A 19,829-nucleotide genomic window follows, 5' to 3' on the forward strand; every position below is an offset into this window, starting at 1 on the left:
CCGGACGGCTCCGGCTACCCGGCGGGGGACTCGGCGGGCACCGGGGCCCGGGTCACGTCCGCGACCACGCAGCTGACGTTGTCCGGCGCCCCCGCCGCACGCACCAGGCCGACCAGTTCGTGCACGGCGTCCTGTGGTGTCGCGGCCGCCGTCACCGCCTGCCGGAGCCGTTCCGGCGGCAGCACCGTCGACAGGCCGTCGGAGCACAGCACGTACCGGTCACCCTCCCGCGCCTCCCGCAGCCGTATCTCGGGGGTCCACGGCGCATCGCCCCCCAGGGCCTTCAGCAGGAACGACCGCTGCGGGTGCGCCGCCGCCTCGGCCGGCGTGAGGCGGCCGTCGTCGATCATCGACTGGACGACGGTGTGGTCGTGCGTGATCTGGTACAGCTCGCCCGAGCGCAGCAGATAGGCGCGGGAGTCCCCGATGTGCACCAACGCCAACTGGGAGCCGGTGGCGTTCCACACCAGGGCGGTGAGGGTGCTGCCGCTCTCCTGAGGCGCGGGGTGGCCGTGGGCCGCGTCCCGGACCCCTCGGACGGCCTCCCGCACGGCGTCGTCGAGCGCGTTCAGGATCTCGCCGGCCGGGATCGGAGGGCGCACCGAAGCAGGGTCAGCGGTGTCCTCGGACCCCGCGGTTCCCGGGCCCGTGGTGGCTGCCGGCGCGTCCTCCAGGGCCCGCAGCGCGGCCACGGCGGCGGCACTGGCCGGCCCGCCGCACGGGCCGAAGCCGTCGGCCACCGCGAGCACCCGCGAACCCGCGTGCACCGCGTCCTGGTTGGCCGGCCTGACCAGGCCGGTGTCGGTGAGCGCCGCATAGTGCAGCCGCAGGCGGACGTCGCACTTGCGGGAGCCGTCGCTCATGGCCGGACCGTCCTTCCCTGAGGTGTGCGACAGCTGTGACAGGTGGTCCACGAGGAAGGCGGCCAGCTCGCGGCGGGCCGCGGTAGTCGCCTCGACCTCGGCCCAGTACTCCCGGACCTGCCGGGCGGCACCCTGCGCGTCCCGCGTGCACACCTCACGGATGCGGGCCAGCGGCATGCCCAGGCGGCGCAGCCACGCGACGAGACGGGCCTGCTCCAGCTGGCCGCGGGCGTAGTAGCGGTAACCGGTGGCCGGGTCGACGTGCGCCGGGCGGAGCAGGTCCAGCTCGTCGTAGAGGCGGAGCGCCTTCGGGGAGAGACGCGCCGCCCTCGCGAAGGCGCCGATCGTCAGCGACGCCGGGTCTCCCGGGAGACCCGGGGCACTCGGCTGCCCCGTGGTCCCGGGTGCCCTCCCCTTGGGGCTGCCGGGCGATGTGTTTCTGCTCACCTGTCTCCCCCTTCCGCCGGACGCGGTCGCCTGCCTCGCCATTCTCTGCGGGACCCCGCTTCCGCGCGCCGGGCGTGCCCCGATGCTGCGGCTTCACCAAGGGTGAAGGTCAAGGGGCCGAGGGGCGGGCGGCGGGGGGAGGGCGGCGCACCGGCCGCGGTGCCACCGGCCGGGCGGCAACGGTCCCCCGCCGTTGCCGCCCGCACGCTTGTTAGCCTGCGCAGGCGTGTTCGCGTGCGGGCGTGGTCGAACCTCGAACGCCGTTGCCGGAACCGCCACCGCATCGTCGGCAGAGTCGCCGCGACCCCCCCGTACCGGAGCGTCGGCTGAGCCCTCGCCGGAGCCGGTCACCCACGTCATCATCAGGAGGAAGCCGTGCCGCACGCGCGCCCCAGGATCGCGCTGGTCACCTGCCGTCCGCAGCCGCGGGTCCGCCTGGACCCCGATCTGCCGGCGCTGTACGGCGCGTTGACGGAAGCGGGCGCCGAGGCCGACGCCGTGTGCTGGGACGATCCGGACGTCGACTGGACGTCGTACGACCTCGCGGTGATCCGTTCCACCTGGGACTACACCTGGCGGGCCGACGCCTTCGTGGCCTGGGCCGAGCGGTGTGCCGCGCTCACCACCCTCGCCAACCCGCCCGACGTGATCCGCTGGAACACCGACAAGCACTACCTCGGCGACCTCGCGGCAGCCGGCGTACCCGCGGTGGAGACCCGGTACCTGGCGCCGGGGCACGGCACGGCGGCCGGGCTGCCCGGCTCCGGCGCCGGCGGAACCCACGGTCACGGTCCCGACCAGGACGGCCGGGAGTACGTGATCAAGCCGACCACGGGCGCCGGCGGACGGTTCGCCGCGCGCTACCGGCTCGGTGACCCGGCCGCCGCCGAGGCCGCACGAGCACACCTCGCGCAGATACACGCCCGGGGCCTGACGGCGATGGTGCAGCCGTACATGCGGCGCGTCGACACCACCGGCGAGCGTGCGCTGGTCTACTACGGCGGGGAGCTGGTGCACGCCATACGCAAGGGCCCGGTACTGGCACCGGACGCCGCCCATGACGCACGCAAGACCGCCCACCCCGGCGTACGCGCCTGGGAGCCGACGGCGGCCGAGACGGCCGTCGCCGAGCTCGCCCTGAAGGCGGTACCGGGCGGCACCGACCTGCTGTACGCGCGCGTGGACGTCGTCGACGACGAGGACGGGCAGCCGTGCGTGATGGAACTCGAACTGGTGGAGCCCAACCTCTTCCTCCACGTCCACCCGCAGTCCCTGCCGACGGTCGTGGACGCCCTCCTCAAGGCGGCGGCCAGCGCGGCGGGTTGAGGCCCCGGCCCGCGGGGCGCCCCCTGTGACGCCGCCCCGACCGCAGGTAGGCTCGACGGCACCGGCGCGGGAGGGAGACGAGGGCGCGTCCATGGATGCAATGGCACTGGCCCTGCTGGGTGCCGTGGGCGGGTCGCTGCGTGCCGTGGTCGACGCCTACGGCCAGACGATGGCATGGCGTGCGGCCCGCCGGACGCACCGCAGGACGACGGCCGGCGGCAGCGGCACGGTGCCGTCCGACGGCGGAGGCGGCCCGGTGACGGGCGCTCAGCCGGCGCCCGTGCCACCCGCGCTGAGCGAGTTCTTCGATCCGGTACCCGAGCTGGTCGCCGGACTCTTCCACATGGGGCTCGGCGCCGCCACCGCCGTGGTGTTCGGCCTGGCCGGCCAGATCAACGGCGGCTACGCCGCGATCGCGGTGGGCATCTCGGCGCCGGCGCTGCTGGTGCAGGTGGGCCAGATCCCCGCGGTCGGCGAGGGGGTCGCAGGAACGCCACAGCCCGCGCAGCCCGCGCCGGGCCCGGTCGAGGCGACCCAGACCCGGGAGTCGACCCCGTGACGACACCGCCCCCGTCCGGCGACCGCGGGACCGCCACCCCCGGCGGCGGGGCGCCCACCCCCGGCGGCGGGACCACCACCGCCCGCAGGTCCGTCTCCGCCGTGTTCGGCCGACGACGCACCCCGGCAGAGGCCCGTCGTGCGGACCTGCGGCACACCTATCCCCTCGGCCGTCGCATCCTCGCCGCGATGCTGGGCGTGCGGTTGCCGCTCGGCGGAGAACGGTTCGGCGCGGCGGGCCGGGTGGCCGCCGCCGAGCCGTCCCCTTCCCCTTCCCGGGGCCTCCGGGCGGGGCTGGCGGTGGTGGGATGGACGCTGGTGTACGCCGTGCGGTGGCCGATCGACCGGGTGGGAACGTGGGCGCGCCGGATCCGCTGCGCGAGGGACGTTCGGCGGCTGAGGCGCCGCATGCCGCACGGCCTCAGGCCCATCGTGACGCTGGGCCGTTCCGAGCCGAGCCACCATGGGGCGCCCGCGGGCGACAACCGGAACACGGCGCCCTCCGTGAGTCCCGCGCAGGCAGGGACGTATGGCACGTGGTCCCGCCCCGGGCACGACTGGGTGGCGCTCGGGCCCGTGACGATGGCCCGTGACCGCCGAATCCTCTGGATCGGGGCCGTCGCCGTGCTCCTGGCAGTCGCGGTGGTGACGGCAAGCCTGGTCCGCGTCGGCAACGGCACCGGACCTGAGGGACACGTCCCCCCGACCGGGTGCGCCACGGGCGCCCTCACGCTCGTCGGCTCGCCGGAACTCCAGAAGGTCCTGCACACGGCGGCCGAGGACTACCAGGACCAATGCCACGACGCGCACATCCAGCTCGCGCTGGAGGGCGCTCAGTCGGCAGAGCAGGCGCTGGCACACGGCGGTGCGTCCGGGCGGCTGGCGGCGTTCACGGCACGGCCGCTGGAGGACGCCAAGGGCGCCGGACTCGTCGGGACGCCCGTGGGGGCGGCGGCGTACGCGGTCGTGGTCAATCAGGACAGCGGGGTGACCGACCTCACCCTCCCGCAGCTCCGCGCCCTCTACAGCGGGGACGCCACGTCGTGGGAGGCGGTCGGGGGAGGGGACGTGCCGGTGCGGCTCGTGGGGGAGGAGGAGTCCTCGCCGATCCGCCGGACGTTCGAGCAGACGGTCCTGGACGGCGGCGCCGAGCCCCCGACCTCGTCCTCCGACTGCCGTTCGGCGACGAAGGCGGGCAGCCCGGTCCGGTGTGAACGCTCCGGCGCCGCCGCGGTGCTGAAAGCCGTCGACGAGCAGCCGGGCGCCATCGGCTATGTGCAGGTCAGGCCCGACGGGAGCACGCAGGGCCCGTTCGTGGACGAGAACGGCAAGAAGTACGCCCACGTACGGATGGTGTCGCTCCACCAGGCCACGCCGACGACCACGGCGATCACCGAAGGCCACTACCCGTTCTGGGCGGTGCAGCACGCGTACACCAAGGGCACGCCATCGCACGACAGCATGGCGGAATCCTTCCTGGCCTACCTCACCTCGCCGGACGCTCCCCGGATCCTCCGGGCGCTCGGCTACCTGCCCTGCACCGGCGTCCTGGAGAGGATCTGCGCCAGGGGGTGAGCTAGCCCCGGTCCTGCGTTCACCAGGTGAACCAGCCAGGGGTTGCCGAGTACTCCTGCGGCGCGTAGTCGCACACGCCCGCATCGAACGGCCGGGCCGCGGCGAGGCGTTCCGCCTGGCGTTCGCCGGAGGCGTCCACCGTGTCGGCGGCCACGACGAGGACGAGGACGGCGGACAGGCAGCCGATGACGAGCCCGCGGGACGCGGCACCTTGGTGGTCCGCCACGATCGCGCCGGCCAGGGACACGACGAAGACGGCACCGACCAGCACCAGGGCGATCAGCGTGAGGTGGTCCAGGTGCGCGGAGTGGTGGCACAGCACGTACTGCCGCGTTCCCTGCGGCGCCCGCAGTCGTTCCCAGAGGGCGAGCGCCCCCAGCGTCCAGCCGATCGCGACGAGGTGCCACGCACGAGGGGTGAAGCGGGCGCCGTCCGGTGCGCCGGCGGCTCCGGCCTGTTCACCTGCCATCGTCCTCGCCCCCCGCTGGAACAGTTGGAACAGTGGCGCCCCATGCTAGCGAGGACCGGGCGCGCGGCCGGCTCATCCCATCCCCCTGCGCACCTCACCCCCTGCTCACCCCACCTCGTCCACCCGTTGCAACAGCCCCCAGGTGAAGTCGGCCAGCCACCGGCGCCTTTGGCCGGTCGGGTCGGGGACGGCGCCGGCGGGGGCCGGTGCGGTGAACTCCAGGCGCCAGCGGGTCGGTGCCGTGCCCTCCTTCGGGCGGGCCGGGGCGAAGGCGCGGGCCACCTCGTCGACGGTGCACGACCAGGGGCGCAGGTCCTCGACGGTGTGCAGGCGGGGTCCTGGCACGCCGGGCGCCCGGACCAGCCACTCGTTCCACACCGCGCCGTTCGGTGCCAGCAGGGCCTCGAAGCGGAGGGTGGGCCACAGCGGTACGGGCCACAGCAGCGCTTCGCACTCCAGGTCGCCGATCCGCCGCTTCGTGCGGGATTCGGGCTCACCGAGCACGGAGCGGTACCGTGCGGCGGCACCCCGGGCGCGTGGTGCACGGGCCATGGCCTGCCAGCGGCGGTTGGCCTCCCGCATCTCGGCGAGCGAGACCCCCAGGGTGTGGCGGGCCTCGTCCACCAGCTCGGGGTGGAAGTCGGCCATCCGACGGAGCAGTACGAGCTGGAAGTGAAGGGAGGTGAAGGGGGTGCCGGGCATGTCGCCATCATCCACCCCACTCCCGGCCCGAGCGGCACCCGCCCATTGCCTCGGCGCAGCTCACCCCCTATGTTGGTGGCGATTGTTCGTCATTCCGGCCGTCCGTTGAAATATCGAACGTAAGGGAGGGGGCCGGCCCGTGGGACGCCTCGTACCCGCTGTCACCCGTGCTCTGGACATTCTGGAGCTGTTCCTGGACGGTGACGGCACCCTGTCCGCCCCCGAGATCGTGCGCAGGCTCCAGCTGCCGCGCACCACCGTGCACGAGCTGGTCACCACGCTCGTCGCCCGGTCCTACCTGACGCCGGTGCCGTCCGCGCCGGGCCGCTACCGCCTCGGGGTCCGTTCGTACCAGCTCGGCAGCCGGTACGCGGAGCAGCTCGATCTCGCCGCCGAGGGCCAGCAGGTGGCCCGGCTGGTCGCCGAGACCTGCGACGAGACGGTGCACGTCGCCATCCTCGAGCACACCGACGTGATCTACATCGCCAAGGTGGACTCCACGCACGCGGTCCGGATGGTCTCCGCCGCGGGCCGCCGGCTGCCCGCGCACTGCACCTCCGTCGGCAAGATGCTGCTGGCCTCGCTGCCCGAGGTCGAACTGGCCGCCCGGATCCCGGACGACGCCCAGTTGACCGCGATGACGCCGAACAGCATCACCGACCCGGCGGCCCTGCGCACCGAGCTGACCGACATCCGCGAGCGCGGCACCGCCATCGAGAGCCGTGAGTCCAACCCGGACGTGAGCTGTGTCGCCGCCCCGGTACGCGACCGCTCAGGACGGGTCGTCGCCGCGCTCTCGATCTCCGTACCGATGATCCGCTGGAGCGAGGAGCGCCGCACCGAGCTGTCCCGGCTCGCCGCCAAGGGCGCCGCGGATCTGTCCGAACGCCTGGGATACCGAGGGGTGTGACCGCATGAGCAGCAGCAGGACGGCCGGCGCCGGACGTTTCGACGTGGCCGTACGCGCGCAGGCCGCGTTGGGCGAGGGGCCCACCTGGGACGCGGCCACCGGGCGGCTGATCTGGGTCGACATCGTCGGCTCCCGCGTCCACACCTTCGATCCGGCGACCGGGCACCGCACCGTCATGACCACCGAACAGCATGTCGGCGCCGCCAAGCCGCGCACCGGCGGCGGCCTCGTCGTCAACCTCCGGGACGGCATAGGTCTTTACGACGGCACGGACAGCGCGGACGGCACGGGCGCGGGCGGGTTCCGCTGGCTGCACCACGAGCCGGTGCCGGGACGCCGTGCCAACGACGCCGCCGTGGCCCCGGACGGCGCCCTGTGGGCCGGCACCATGTACTACGACGAGAAGCCCGGCGGCGGCACCCTCGCCCGCGTCGCCCCCGACGGCACCGTCACCTCCGTCCTGGACGACGTCACCATCAGCAACGGCACCGGCTGGAGCCCCGACGGCCGGCTCATGTACTACGTGGACACGGTCACCGGGCGCATCGACGTCTTCGACGTGACGGCGGACGGCGCGCAGGTCACGGGCCGCCGCGAGTTCGCCGCCGTCGAAGCCGGCGCCGGCTCGCCCGACGGGCTCACCGTCGACGCCGACGGTTGCGTGTGGGTCGCCCTGTGGGGCGGTGCGGCGGTGCGTCGCTATGCGCCCTCCGGCGCCCTCGACCGCGTGGTGGCGGTGCCGACCAGCCTCACCACCGCGTGCGCCTTCGGTGGCCCCCGTCTCACCGACCTGTACATCACCACCGCCCGCGTCGGGCTCGACGCGCCGCATCCGTTGGACGGTTCCGTGCTGGTCGTCCCGGACGCCGGCCAGGGCGTCGCGCAGCCGGCGTTCGCCGGCTGACCCCGCGGCCTCCGGCCACCCCGGTGCCCTCCGGGGCGCCGAAGGCGCGATTAAGGGGCGCGGGGCTGTGTTTGATGTGCGGCTCCGCCGCGAGTGGCGCCGAAGGCGCCAACAAGGGGCGCGGGGAACTGCGCGACCAGCCCCCACCGGCCCGGCGGTCCGGACACGACAGAGACCGCCCCACCGGGTCGGGGTGACGACCTGACGGTCTCGTCGTGGCCGATCGCGCAGTTCCCCGCGCCCCTTGTTGGCGCTGCGCGCCCACGCGGTGGAGCCGCACATCAAACACAGCCCCGCGCCCCTTTGAATGCGCCTTCGGCGCCCCTCGGCGGGAGCCGCAGTGCGCATCGGTCAGGCCAACCGGATCACGTTCCACGACAGCGGCGGCAACTCCGCCCGCAGCGTGCCGTCGACCAGCGTGGTCCCGGTGACCGGACGCGGTGTGACCCGGTCAGGCGCGTCCGCGGTGTTGACCGCGTCCGGATCCGCGTCCGCAAGGACGCTGTGCTCGGCCACGCCGGTCACGTCGAGGCCGTGCAGCGTGACGTCGAGCGGCAGCGCAGCGTCCTGGCTGCGGTTGACCGCGAACACGGTCACGGCGCCCGAAGCCGGGTCCTGGACCGCCGTGGCGTGCAGCAGCGGTACCTCGCCGTACTTCGCCGTGTGGTGCGTGGGTGCCTGCACCCGCACGTCGAGCACCCGGCCCCGGCCGTACCGGGCGGCCTGCGCGAAGGGATGGAAGGTGGTCTGCCGCCACGCCGGGCCGCCGGGCTCGGTGAAGATCGGCGCGATCACGTTCACCAGCTGCGCCAGGCACGCCACCCGCACCCGGTCGGCGTGCCGCAGCAGCGCGATCAGCAGCGAGCCGACCACGACCGCGTCGGTGACCGTGTAGTGGTCCTCCAGCAGCCGGGGCGCCTCGGGCCACTCGTCCGGTGCCGCGGCCTCGGAGGCCTCGCGGGAACGTGACTGGTACCAGACGTTCCACTCGTCGAACGAGAGCTGGATCCGCTTCGACGACTTCAGCCGCGCACCGATGTGATCGCAGGTGGCGACCACGTTCTCGATGAACGACTCCATGTCGACGGCGGACGCCACGAACGAGTCGCGGTCGCCGTCCTTCTCCTCGTAGTAGGCGTGCAGGGAGATGTAGTCCACGAGGTCGTAGGCCTCTTCGAGGACGGTCGCCTCCCAGGCGCCGAAGGTCGGCATCGACTGGTGCGAGCTGCCGCACGCCACCAGCTCCACCGAGGGGTCCATCTGACGCATCGCACGGGCCGTCTCGGCGGCCAGCCGCCCGTACTCGTGCGCCGTCTTCGCCCCCGTCTGCCAGGGCCCGTCCATCTCGTTGCCCAGGCACCACAGCCGGATCCCGAACGGGTCCTTGTCGCCGTGCGACCTGCGCAGCTCGGACAGTTCGGTGCCGGCCGGGTGGTTGGCGTACTCCTGGAGCCGGAGGGCCTCGGCGACCCCGCGGGTGCCGAGGTTGACGGCGAGCATGGGCTCCGCCTGCGGGCCGATCTCCCGCACGAAGGAGATGAACTCGCTCAACCCGAAACGGTTCGTCTCCGTCGAGTGCCAGGCCAGGTCGAGCCGGCGCGGGCGGTCCTCGGCCGGGCCGACGGAATCCTCCCAGCGGTAGCCGGAAACGAAGTTTCCGCCCGGGTAGCGCACCGTCGTCACACCCAGCTCACGGATCAGCTCCAGGACGTCGGTACGCAACCCCGCCCCGTCGGCCGTGGGGTGCCCGGGTTCGAAGACGCCGGTGTAGACGCAACGGCCCAGGTGCTCCACGAACGAGCCGAACAACCGTGGGTCGACATCACCGACGGCGAACGCGGGATCGAGGGTGAAACGGCCGACGGGGGCGGGGGACTGAGCGGGGTCAGGCATGGAAGAGGTACTCCGTGGTAGTGCGGTAGGTCTCACCGGGGCGCAGCACCGTCGACGGGAACGACGGCTGGTTCGGCGAGTCGGGGAAGTGCTGGGTCTCCAGGGCGAGACCGTCACCCTGCCGGTAGATACGGCCGGAGGTGCCGGTCAGGGTGCCGTCCAGGAAGTTGCCCGAGTAGAACTGCACCCCGGGTTCGGTGGTGGCGATCCGCAGCGCCCGCCCGGACTCCGGGTCACGCAGCGCGGCGACCAGCTTGGGCTCGTCCGTGCTGCCCTTGTCGAACACCCAGTTGTGGTCGTAGCCCTGCGCCTTGTGGAGCTGGTCGTTGCCGGTGCGGATGTCGCGGCCCACCGGCTTTCCCGCGCGGAAGTCGAACGGGGTGCCCCTGACCTGCGCGAGTTCACCGGTCGGTATCAAAGTGGCGTCGATGGGGGTGTAGCGGGCGGCGTCCAGGGTCAGCTCGTGCCCGTAGATGTCACCGCTGCCCTCGCCGGCCAGGTTGAAGTACGTGTGGTTGGTCAGGTTGACCACGGTGGGCTTGTCGGTGGTCGCCTCGTACTCGATGCGCCAGGTACGGTCCGCGGTCAGGGTGTAGGTGACGCGCACCGTGAGGGTGCCCGGGTAGCCCATCTCGCCGTCCGCGCTGACGTACTCCAGCACCAGGCCGACGCCGCTCCTGTCGACGAACGGGGTGATGTCCCAGATCCGCTTGTCGAAGCCCTGGGTGCCACCGTGCAGGCTGTTCGGGCCGTCGTTGACCGGCAGCTGGTACGTCGTGCCGTCCAGGGTGAACTGGCCCTTGGCGATGCGGTTGCCGTACCGGCCGATCAGCGCGCCGAAGTAGGTGGTGCCGGCGAGGTACTCCTCGATGGTGTCGTAGCCCAGCGACACGTTCGCGTACCGGCCGAAGCGGTCCGGGATCTCCAGCGACTGGATGGTGCCGCCGTAGCTGAGCACCTTCATCCGGATGCCGCCGTTCTCCAGGCTCCAGCGGTCCACCCCGGTGCCGTCCGGGAGCTTCCCGAACGGCTCCTTCGTGGGGGTCCGCCCCCCGGCGGCCGGTCGCCCGGCGTCCGCGGCTCCGGTGGCGGCGGATCCGGTACCGGTCCGGTCCGCGGCGTGCGCGGTACCGCCCACCGTCGCCGTGGCGGCGACGGTGCCGGCCACTCCGGCCAGGATGTTTCGTCTGCTCGTACTCATGCTGCGCTCCTGTCTTGGTCTGCCCCGCCGACTGTTCTGTGGTGCGTACGTACACTTTTCGGCCCACCCGGACCGATGAAAGGGGCGCGGGGAACTGCGTGAGCAACCACCCACCGGTAGGTGGTCGGGCTTCGACGGAAACAGCCCCATTCCGACAGTGACGACCTGACGGTCTCGTCGTGGCTGGTCGCGCAGTTCCCCGCGCCCCTGAGGGGCGCCGTGGTGACCGTGGGCCGGCGGTACTAGCGGCCGGCCCGCCGCTTGTTCCACACGTCGAAACCGACCGCAGCGAGCAGCACCAGCCCCTTGATGACCTGCTGCCAGTCCGTGCCGACCCCGACGAGGTTCATGCCGTTGTTGAGCACGCCGAGCACCGTGCCGCCGATGATCGCGCCCAGCACCGTGCCGACGCCGCCGCTCATCGACGCGCCACCGATGAACGACGCCGCGATCGCCTCCAGTTCGAAGTTGACGCCGGCCTTCGGGGAGGCGGCGTTGAACCGGGCGGCGAAGACGAGGCCGGCCAGCGCCGCGAGGATGCCCATGTTGAGGAAGACCGCGAAGGTCACCTTCTTGTCCGCGACACCGGACAGCTTGGCCGCCGGCAGGTTGCCGCCCATCGCGTACACGTGGCGGCCGACGACGGCGTTGCGCATGACGAAGCCGTAGCCCATCACCAGCACCGCAAGGATCAGCAGCACCACGGGCACGCCCTTGTAGCTGGCGAGCAGCATGGTGAAGACGAGCACGGCGGCGATCAGGGCGATCAGCTTCAGCGCGAACATGCCCGCGGGCAGCACGTCGAGGGAGTACTCCCGCTGGCGCGCGCGGTCCCGGATCTCCTGCCAGACGACGATGGCGATCAGCGCGAGGCCCAGCAGCAGGGTGAGGTTGTGGTAGTTGGTCTTCGGGCCGACCTCCGGCAGGAAGCCGTTGGCGATTTTCTGCAACCCGTCGGGGAACGGGCCGAGCGTCTGGCCCTTGAGGAAGATCTCCGTCAGACCGCGGAACAGCAGCATGCCCGCGAGCGTCACGATGAAGGACGGGATCCCGAGGTAGGCGATGAAGAAGCCCTGCCACACGCCGGCCAGTGCCCCGATCAGCAGCACCACGATCGAGGCCACCGGCCAGGACCAGTGGTGCGAGACCATGAGGACGGCCGCGAGCGCCCCGGTGAAGGCGGTGATCGAGCCCACGGACAGGTCGATGTGGCCCCCGATGATGACGATCATCATGCCGATCGCCAGGATCAGGATGTAGCTGTTCTGTAGCACCAGGTTCGAGACGTTGCGTGGCAGCAGCAGGTCGCCGCCGGTCCATATCTCGAACAGGACCACGATCAGGCCGAGGGCGAAGAGCATCCCGTACTGCCGCATGTTGCTGCGCAGGCCGTTGATGATCAGTTGCCCCAGACCGGGACCGCGGCCGTCTCCGGACGGCTTCGGGGCGGGGTTGCCGGCCGGCTCGGCCGTGGTTCCCGCCGTCGCGTTCGTGCTCATCGGTCCTTCCTCTGGTCCTTGGTCATGTGACGCATCAGCACTTCCTGGGTGGCGTCGGCCCGCGTGACCTCACCCGTGAGCCGTCCGGCCGCCATGGTGTAGATGCGGTCGCACATGCCGAGCAGCTCGGGAAGCTCGGAGGAGATGAAGATCACCGCCTTGCCTTCGGCGGCCAGCTGGTCGATCACCGTGTAGATCTCGTACTTGGCACCGACGTCGATACCGCGGGTCGGCTCGTCGAGGATCAGCACATCGGGCCCGGCGAAGATCCACTTGCTGAGGACGACCTTCTGCTGGTTGCCGCCGGAGAGGCGGCCGACGGGCTCCGCGACGTTCGGCGCCTTGATGTTCATGGATCTGCGGAAGCCCTCCGAGACCCGGCGCTCCTCGTGCTCGTCGACGACACCGTGGCGGGCGACCTTGTGCAGGGCACTGAGCGAGATGTTGCGGTTGACGGAGTCGATGAGGTTGAGGCCGTAGTACTTGCGGTCCTCGGTGACGTACGCGATGCCGTGGTCGATCGCCTCGGGAACGGTACGGGTGCGGATCTCCTTGCCGTCCTTGAGGACCGTGCCGCCCGCGTACTTGCCGTAGGTGTGTCCGAAGACGCTCATGGCGAGTTCGGTGCGGCCGGCGCCGATGAGCCCGGCGATGCCGACGATCTCGCCGCGCCGGACGTTCAGCGACACCCCGTCGACGACCTTGCGTTGCTGGTCGATGGGGTGCCGCACGGTCCAGTCACGGATCTCGAGGGCCGGCGCCACGCCCTCCTCGGCCTGGTGCGGGGTACGGTCGGGGAAGCGGCTGTCGAGGTCGCGGCCGACCATTCCGCGGATGATCCGCTCCTCGGTGGTCTCCGCGGCCTTCACGTCCAGCGTCTCGATGGAGTGGCCGTCCCGCAGGATGGTGACCGAGTCGGCGACCCGCGCTATCTCGTTCAGCTTGTGCGAGATGATGATCGAGGTGACGCCCTGGTTCTTCAGCTCCAGGATCAGGTCGAGGAGCTTGCCGCTGTCCTCGTCGTTCAGGGCCGACGTCGGCTCGTCGAGGATGAGCAGCCGCACCTCCTTCGACAGCGCCTTCGCGATCTCCACCAGCTGCTGCTTGCCCACGCCGATGTCGGCGACGCGGGTCCCCGGGTGCTCGTGGAGGCCCACCCGGCGCAGCAGCGCCGTGGCGTGCTTGAGCGTCTCGCCCCAGCTGATCACGCCGCGCTTGGCGTGCTCGTTGCCCAGGAAGATGTTCTCCCCGATGGACAGGTACGGCACCAGGGCGAACTCCTGGTGGATGATCACGATGCCGCGCTGCTCGCTCGCCGCGATGTCCTTGAACCGGCAGGGCTCCCCTTCGAAGAGGATCTCGCCCTCGTAACTGCCGTGCGGGTGAACGCCGCTCAGGACCTTCATCAGCGTCGACTTGCCGGCGCCGTTCTCCCCGCAGATGGCATGGACCTCGCCCTGTGCGACCTTCAGGGACACGTCCGAGAGGGCCCTGACGCCGGGAAAGGACTTACCGATCGAACGCATTTCCAGGACGGGTCCCGCCATGGCATGCCCTTCTGCTCACTGTCTTGTCGTTCTTCCGTAGTTCTTCGCCAGGCCGTCGTCCTGGGCATGACTGCCCTGCCGCCGCGGCCCGGTGGGCGCGCTCCCGCGGTGCCGCACGGCGGTGCGGGGAGGGCACGGGGCCGCGGCGGCCCGGGGTCACTTCAGGTCGCTCGCCTTGTGGTAACCGCTGTCGATGACCACCTTCTGGTAGTTGGTCTTGTCGACGCTCACCGGCTGGAGCAGGTAGGACGGCACGACCTTCTTGCCGTTGTTGTAGGTCTTGGTGTCGTTGACCTGCGGCTTCTTGTCCTTCAGTACGGCGTCGACCATGCTGGAGGCCACCTTGGCGAGCTTGCGGGTGTCCTTGAAGACGGTCTGTGTCTGCTGGCCCGCCCTGATCGACTTGATCGAGGCCACCTCGGCGTCCTGACCGGTCACGATCGGCAGCGGCTTGCTCGCCGAGCCGTAGTCGTCGGACTTCAGGGCGGACAGGATGCCGATGGAGATGCCGTCGTAGGGCGAGAGGACGGCGTCCACCCTGGCGTGCGAGTACGTCGAGGTGAGGATGTCGTCCATGCGCTTCTGGGCGGTGCCGCCGTCCCAGCGCAGGGTGGTGCACTGGGTCATCTTGGTCTGGCCCGACTTCACCACGAGCTGCTTCTTGTCGATGTAGGGCTGGAGCTCCTTCATCGCGCCTTTGAAGAAGTACTGCGTGTTGTTGTCGTCGTTGGAGCCGGCGAACAGCTCGATGTTGAAGGGGCCCTTCTTCGAGCCGTCCTTCAGCCCCAGCTTGTCGACGATGTACGAGCCCTGGAGGTGGCCGACCTTCTCGTTGTCGAAGGACGCGTAGTAGTCGACATAGGGCGAGTTGAGCAGCAGCCGGTCGTAGGAGATGACGGGGATGTCCGCGTCATGGGCCTCCTTGAGGACGTTGGACAGCGCGTCGCCGTTGATGGCCGCGATGACGAGGGCGTCGACGCCCTGCGTGATCATGCCCTCGATCTGCTGGACCTGCTGGTCCACGTCGTCCTCGCCGTACTGGAGCGTGGTCTTGTACCCGGCGGACTTCAGGGTCGAGACCATGTTCTGGCCGTCGAGGATCCAGCGCTCGGACGACTTCGTGGGCATCGCGATGCCGACGGTGAGGTCCTTCTTGTTCTTGGACTCCTTGCTGCCGCCCTCACCGCTCTGCCCGCATGCGGTCAGGGTCAGGGCGAGGGTGGTGGCACCGGCTATCGCGGCTATTGCGGCTCGGCGACTGGGCATCGTCATCAATCCTTGTCGTTCTCGGCGTCGGGGCGGCTGGGCAGTCGAGGGCGGCTATGCATCGGGGGCGGCCGGCACGGGGAAGCGGGTGAGCTCACCCGGCAGTCGCGATCCGAGGGGCGACATGCCACCGTCCGCGCCATGCCGGGCCAGCAGATCGAGGACGAGCCGGCCGCGACGGACCCGTTCGCGGGCAGTCGCCAACGTAAGATCCCTCAGATGGGCCCCGTAGGGATAGATCCCGGGCGACTTTGACAGGCCGAACTTGAGGTAGACCGGCGCACCGCGCCGGATCAGCTCCGCCGCGTCGTACATCCGCACGTATCCGCCGAGGTCGTCCGGAGCCTCCACGTACAGGTCCATCGGGGCGCGCGCGGCCCGGCGGATCTCGCTGAAGTGGGCCAGGGTCAGGTCCGACGGGATGTTGATGGAGTCCGCGCCGAGGCCCTCCCACACCGCGTAGGCGGCCGGGTTCACCGGGCCGACCAGCGCGGAGACCTTGAACGTGGTGTCGGCCGGCAGCACGCCGCTCGCCCGCAGCCGGTGCAGCGTCCACAGCACACCCTCGTCGGCGACGAGCACGCACTTCACGCCCAGTTCGGTGGCGCGCAGCGCGTCCTCCACGCAGCCCGCCAGCGCGTCATGGCCGCGCGCCCGCAGGCCGCCGCCGCCGGAGTCGGTGCGGGTGGACGCGCCGGTGTCCCAGGTGCCGCGTGGCCCGGTGAACAGGCACAGTTCGATGTCCCGCTCGGCGCAGGCGTCGACCATCTCGGTGATCTCGGCGTCGGTGAGCATCCACACGCCGCTGCCCTGGCTGATCCGGTGGATCGGCACATCGAGGCGGGCGGACTCCTTCAACACGGTGGCGAGCGCCTCGGGTCCCTCCACGGACGGGATCTCGGTGCGCCAGGTGCCACCGTCCGGGAAGGCGTGCGGCGAGGCGTCGGCGTCGCTGAGCGGGGGCGGCACATGACCGAGGGCGGCGAGCGCGCGCTCGCCGGGCCGTCGGGGTGCCGCTGGGGACATGTCGGTCACAGATGGTCCTTCGAGATCGGTGGTGGTTCGTCAGGACGGTGGGGGTCCGCGAGGGTGGGATCCGGTGGATGGGGCGGGGGGTGGCCGACGGGTGGGACGGGGTGGGGCAGGCGCGGTGGTGCGGGCTGGCCGACGTGCACAACGGGGCCGGGCCTTACGGTCTGAGCAGGATCTTTCCGGTCTCCTTCGGGCCGCTGGCGCCGAGCAGGTCGATGGCGTGGCCGAAGTCCGCCAGCGGTAGTTCACGGCCGATCAGCGGGGCGGGCGTGAGGAGCCCGGCGCCGAAGGCCCGTACGGCGTGCGCCCAGGCGGTGGGCGGCGCGCCGAACACCGTGCGCACCTCCGCCTGCCGCACCACCAGCTCGGTCGGGTCGAGCCCGACCGCGCCCGGCGCGGGGATGCCGGTGAGCACCAGACGCCCGCCGCGGCGCAGCAGCGCCAGCGACTCGCGGGCGGCCGTCGCGGAACCCGCGGTCTCCACGACGACGTCGAACTCTCCCAGCAGCTCCGGCGAGGCACCGCTCGACGCGCCGGCACCGGCGCCGGAGCCCGTGCCGGTGCCGCCGCCGTGCAACTCGTCACGGGTGCGGAAGTCCGTCGCGCCGAACTGCTGCGCGAGCTTCCTGCGGTCGTCCGTCAGGCCGACGACCAGCAGCGCGGCCGGTGAGGATGCGGCGAGGAACTGCACGGCCAGCATGCCGAGGGTGCCGGTGCCGACCACGGCGACCCGCTCCCCGGGGTGCACGTCCGCCTTCAGCGCGGCCGCCGCGACACAGGCGGCGGGCTCCAGCAGGGCGGCGGCGGACAGGTCGGCGTCGTCGGGCAGCGGGTGCAGCAGCCGGGCGGGCAGGGTGAGGGTGGTCGCCATGGCACCGGGCTGCGTGAAGCCGGTCTCCTCGTACCCGGCCGTGCACAGCGTCGTCTCACCGGTGTGGCAGCGCGTGCACACCTGGCAGTTGCGAAAGCCCTCGCCCACGGTCCTGCGTCCGACCAGGCTCGCGGGCACACCGGCGCCCACCGCCTCGACGGTGCCGGACCACTCGTGACCCGGCACCAGCGGATAGCGCACATAGCCCTCCGGCCGGGTGCCCGCCAGCACCTCGCGGTCGCTGCCGCAGATCCCGCACGCGTGCACCCGCACCAGCGCCTCGCCGGGCCCCGGCTCGGCCACCTCGTGCGGGACGAGACGGTGCCGACCCGGCCCGTCGACGCGCACGGCGACGGGTCCTTCCGGGGTGCCCGACGGCCCCGCGGGGCGCGCTGCTGCGGTGTTCACTGCGACTCCTGCGCCCCGGTCGCGCCGGCCGCCGTGCCCTTCGGGGCCCGCTTCTCCCAGCCCTCGGCCCACAGGTCGAACCGCGCCTGCTGCTGCGGGAACTCCGCGGCGGCGTCGGTGTCCAGCTCCACTCCGAGCCCCGGTGCCGTCGGCAGCTCGAAGCAGCCGGTCTCCGGGTCGACCTGCGGGGCGCCCTTGACCACCTTCTTGATGTCGGCGTCCGCGAAGTCGTTGAAGTGCTCGAGGATCTTGAAGTTCGGGGTGCAGAACCCGACGTGCAGCGAGGCGGCGGTGAGCACGGAGCCGCCGACGTTGTGCGGGGCCACCAGCACGTAGTGCGTCTCGGCGGTGGCCGCCAGTTTCCGGGTCTCCAGGATGCCGCCGATGTGGCCGACGTCCGGCTGGATGATGTCCGCCGCCTGCGACTCGAACAGCTCCCGGAACTCGATCCGGTCATGGATCCGCTCGCCCGTCGCGACCGGCAGGTCCACCTTCTCGGCCACCTTCGACAGCGCCTTGAGGTTCTCCGGCGGCACCGGCTCCTCCAGCCAGGCCGGGTGGAACGGCGCCATCTCACGGGCCATGCGCACCGCCGTGGAGGGCGAGAACCGGCCGTGCATCTCCAGCATCAGCTCGGCCTCGGGACCGATCGCGTCCCGCACCGCCTCGATCAGCGAGACCGCATACCGGCTCTGTGCGTGGTCGAGTTCGAAGTGGCCGGTTCCAAAGGGGTCGATCTTCAGGGCGCGGTAGCCGCGCTCGACGACCGCACGCGCCGCCTTGTGGTACGCCTCCGGGGTGCGCTCGGTGGTGTACCAGCCGTTCGCGTACGCCTTCACCCGGTCGGTGACCTTGCCGCCCAGCAGCTGCCACACCGGCACCCCGAGCGCCTTGCCCTTGATGTCCCAGCAGGCCATCTCCACGACCGCGATGCCGGACATCACGATCTCCCCGGCGCGCCCGTAGTCGCCGTACTTCATGCGGCGCACCAGGTCCTCGACCGCGAACGGGTCGGAGCCGGCGATGTGGTTGGCCTCCGCCTCGCGCAGATAACCGATCAGCGCGTCGGTGTGCCCGAGCATCCGGGTCTCTCCGACGCCGGTGAGGCCCTCGTCGGTGTGCACCTGGACGTAGGTGAGGTTCCGCCAGGGTGTCCCCACCACATGCGTACTGATTCCCGTGATCCGCACGGTAGCTCCCAGTGCTGCTCGCTGACACGTCGTCGACTGGTGTCGCCGCTGGCCGTGTATCGTTATCGTCGCCGCGTTCGGTATTTCGTCATACGTTCGAAATGCTGGCGAGACACTAAGGACGTGACCCCTGGGGTGTCAATGGGCTGGGCGGTATGTGCCCGCTCTTTCCGGTATGTCGGCGGTGAAATCCGGCCAAGCCGTGGGTGGCGTGGACGAGTAGGGAGGCGCCCGGAGTCCGACGCCTCGCGCGGGGTGGCCGGGGAACCGCCCCGCGGGGACATATGGCGAAGTGGGAGACGTGTCACCGCGGATCGTCGGGAGCGACACGCCCGAGCCGACGCGCCTACACACAACTTTCACGGCTGTCACTATCTCCGTACCCTGCGTGACCTCTAGCCTGCGAGCGTCATGGATTACTGCCACTCGTGCCGCAGGCACCTCAATGGCGCCCTGGCCTGTCCCGGTTGCGGGACGCCCGCGGAAGCCTGCCGTGCCCACGCGAGCCCTCTCGATACCGAGGACACTGCTCCTCTGCCCGGTGACGAGTGGGACGACACGGACGAGAGTGAGCCAAGGGGCAGGCGTGCCCGCAGGGTCCGGGCCCGCAGGACGCACCGCCGCAAGCGTCGCAAGCTGCTGCTCGTCGGCGCGGGTCTGGTACTCGCCTCCGGCGCGCTGAGCCTGGCTCAGGTCAGCATCGAGTCGCCCTTCCACGGCCCCGACGGGGCCGCGGCCCTCGACGACGACGCCACTTCCGACCCCGACACATCATCGACCGATCCCTCCGCCAGCCCGTCCGCCTCCACCGACGACCCGGACGACGCCGGTTCCCCCTCCGCGTCCGCCGGCACGTCCGACGGTGCGGGCCAGGACGACGAGGCGAAGGACGGCAAGGGCGACGGCGACGGCGGTACCCAGCACTCCGGAGGGTCGGGCCACTCGGGCTCCTCGACCTCCCACACCACGCACCCGCCCACCTCGAACGACCCACCCCCCGCCAGCACCCAGCCGCCACCCAGCACCGGCGATCCCGACCCGGAGCCGACGCAGTCGTGCACCTGGGTGGTCGTGTGGTGGTGTTCGTAGGGTCTGCCGCGCTCGCGTGACTCGCTGCGCTGCGCTGCGGTGACGAGGCTCACGTGACTCGCTGCGCCGGGCCGACGAG

The 19,829-nt window shown here is 71.6% G+C and carries 17 protein-coding genes; 6 read left to right on the forward strand and 11 right to left on the reverse strand.

The genetic code is table 11. The annotated features are described in order from the left end of the window. Positions 1–14 precede the first annotated feature (14 nt). Positions 15–1,214 carry a MerR family transcriptional regulator gene (locus NQO67_RS20165; protein WP_255951655.1) on the reverse strand — a complete coding sequence of 400 codons (1,200 nt, stop codon included), beginning with the start codon at positions 1,212–1,214 and terminating at the stop codon, positions 15–17. A 471-nt stretch (positions 1,215–1,685) separates the two neighbouring features. Here NQO67_RS20165 and NQO67_RS20170 point away from each other — a divergent pair, with 471 nt between their 5' ends. From NQO67_RS20170 to NQO67_RS44300, 3 genes are all read left to right on the forward strand, one after another. Continuing rightward, positions 1,686–2,636, forward strand: coding sequence for an ATP-grasp domain-containing protein (locus NQO67_RS20170; RefSeq protein WP_255951461.1), 951 nt, complete (start codon positions 1,686–1,688; stop codon positions 2,634–2,636). Positions 2,637–2,727: 91 nt separating this feature from the next. Continuing rightward, on the forward strand, positions 2,728–3,195 hold the full coding sequence (locus NQO67_RS20175; protein ID WP_255951462.1) for a hypothetical protein: 468 nt from the start codon (positions 2,728–2,730) through the stop codon (positions 3,193–3,195). Next, a complete protein-coding gene (locus NQO67_RS44300) occupies positions 3,192–4,769 on the forward strand; it encodes a substrate-binding domain-containing protein (RefSeq protein WP_255951463.1) in 1,578 nt (525 codons plus the stop codon). The genes NQO67_RS20175 and NQO67_RS44300 overlap by 4 nt, the downstream gene beginning before the upstream one ends. Before the next feature lie 19 nt (positions 4,770–4,788). Here the strand turns inward: NQO67_RS44300 and NQO67_RS20185 are convergent, their stop codons facing one another. After that, on the reverse strand, positions 4,789–5,238 hold the full coding sequence (locus NQO67_RS20185) for a hypothetical protein (RefSeq protein WP_255951464.1): 450 nt from the start codon (positions 5,236–5,238) through the stop codon (positions 4,789–4,791). 105 nt (positions 5,239–5,343) lie between these two features. Continuing rightward, on the reverse strand, positions 5,344–5,940 hold the full coding sequence (locus tag NQO67_RS20190) for a hypothetical protein (protein WP_255951465.1): 597 nt from the start codon (positions 5,938–5,940) through the stop codon (positions 5,344–5,346). Positions 5,941–6,079: 139 nt separating this feature from the next. Here NQO67_RS20190 and NQO67_RS20195 point away from each other — a divergent pair, with 139 nt between their 5' ends. Both NQO67_RS20195 and NQO67_RS20200 read left to right on the forward strand, forming a co-directional pair. Continuing rightward, positions 6,080–6,850 (forward strand): IclR family transcriptional regulator, encoded by a 771-nt coding sequence (locus tag NQO67_RS20195; protein ID WP_255951466.1) that lies wholly within the window; start codon positions 6,080–6,082, stop codon positions 6,848–6,850. A 4-nt stretch (positions 6,851–6,854) separates the two neighbouring features. Then, positions 6,855–7,754: an SMP-30/gluconolactonase/LRE family protein gene (locus tag NQO67_RS20200; protein WP_255951467.1), complete on the forward strand. Its 900-nt coding sequence runs from the start codon at positions 6,855–6,857 to the stop codon at positions 7,752–7,754. Between the two features lie 351 nt (positions 7,755–8,105). On the opposite strand, the gene arfA is transcribed toward NQO67_RS20200, so the two are convergent. From arfA to NQO67_RS20240, 8 genes are all read right to left on the reverse strand, one after another. Next, a complete protein-coding gene (gene arfA, locus NQO67_RS20205) occupies positions 8,106–9,647 on the reverse strand; it encodes an arabinosylfuranosidase ArfA (RefSeq protein WP_255951468.1) in 1,542 nt (513 codons plus the stop codon). Then, complete coding sequence (locus tag NQO67_RS20210) at positions 9,640–10,848, reverse strand: aldose epimerase family protein (protein WP_255951469.1); 1,209 nt, start codon at positions 10,846–10,848, stop codon at positions 9,640–9,642. The genes arfA and NQO67_RS20210 overlap by 8 nt, the downstream gene beginning before the upstream one ends. Positions 10,849–11,090: 242 nt before the next feature. Further along, positions 11,091–12,347, reverse strand: a complete 1,257-nt coding sequence (gene mmsB, locus NQO67_RS20215) for a multiple monosaccharide ABC transporter permease (RefSeq protein WP_255951470.1) — start codon at positions 12,345–12,347, stop codon at positions 11,091–11,093. After that, a complete protein-coding gene (gene mmsA, locus NQO67_RS20220) occupies positions 12,344–13,894 on the reverse strand; it encodes a multiple monosaccharide ABC transporter ATP-binding protein (RefSeq protein WP_255951471.1) in 1,551 nt (516 codons plus the stop codon). The genes mmsB and mmsA overlap by 4 nt, the downstream gene beginning before the upstream one ends. A gap of 156 nt (positions 13,895–14,050) precedes the next feature. Further along, on the reverse strand, positions 14,051–15,160 hold the full coding sequence (gene chvE / locus NQO67_RS20225) for a multiple monosaccharide ABC transporter substrate-binding protein (RefSeq protein WP_255951472.1): 1,110 nt from the start codon (positions 15,158–15,160) through the stop codon (positions 14,051–14,053). Positions 15,161–15,214: 54 nt separating this feature from the next. After that, complete coding sequence (locus NQO67_RS20230) at positions 15,215–16,195, reverse strand: hypothetical protein (protein WP_255951473.1); 981 nt, start codon at positions 16,193–16,195, stop codon at positions 15,215–15,217. A gap of 154 nt (positions 16,196–16,349) precedes the next feature. Beyond that, on the reverse strand, positions 16,350–17,471 hold the full coding sequence (locus tag NQO67_RS20235; protein ID WP_255951474.1) for a zinc-dependent alcohol dehydrogenase: 1,122 nt from the start codon (positions 17,469–17,471) through the stop codon (positions 16,350–16,352). Further along, entirely contained in the window at positions 17,468–18,661 is a 1,194-nt protein-coding gene (locus NQO67_RS20240) for a mandelate racemase/muconate lactonizing enzyme family protein (RefSeq protein WP_255951475.1), read from the reverse strand. The genes NQO67_RS20235 and NQO67_RS20240 overlap by 4 nt, the downstream gene beginning before the upstream one ends. 411 nt (positions 18,662–19,072) lie before the next feature. Here NQO67_RS20240 and NQO67_RS20245 point away from each other — a divergent pair, with 411 nt between their 5' ends. Next, on the forward strand, positions 19,073–19,750 hold the full coding sequence (locus tag NQO67_RS20245) for an SCO2400 family protein (RefSeq protein WP_255951476.1): 678 nt from the start codon (positions 19,073–19,075) through the stop codon (positions 19,748–19,750). Positions 19,751–19,829 lie beyond the last annotated feature (79 nt).

Origin of the sequence: Streptomyces odontomachi (assembly GCF_024435355.1) — a bacterium.
Taxonomy (GTDB): Bacteria; Actinomycetota; Actinomycetes; order Streptomycetales; family Streptomycetaceae; genus Streptomyces; species Streptomyces odontomachi.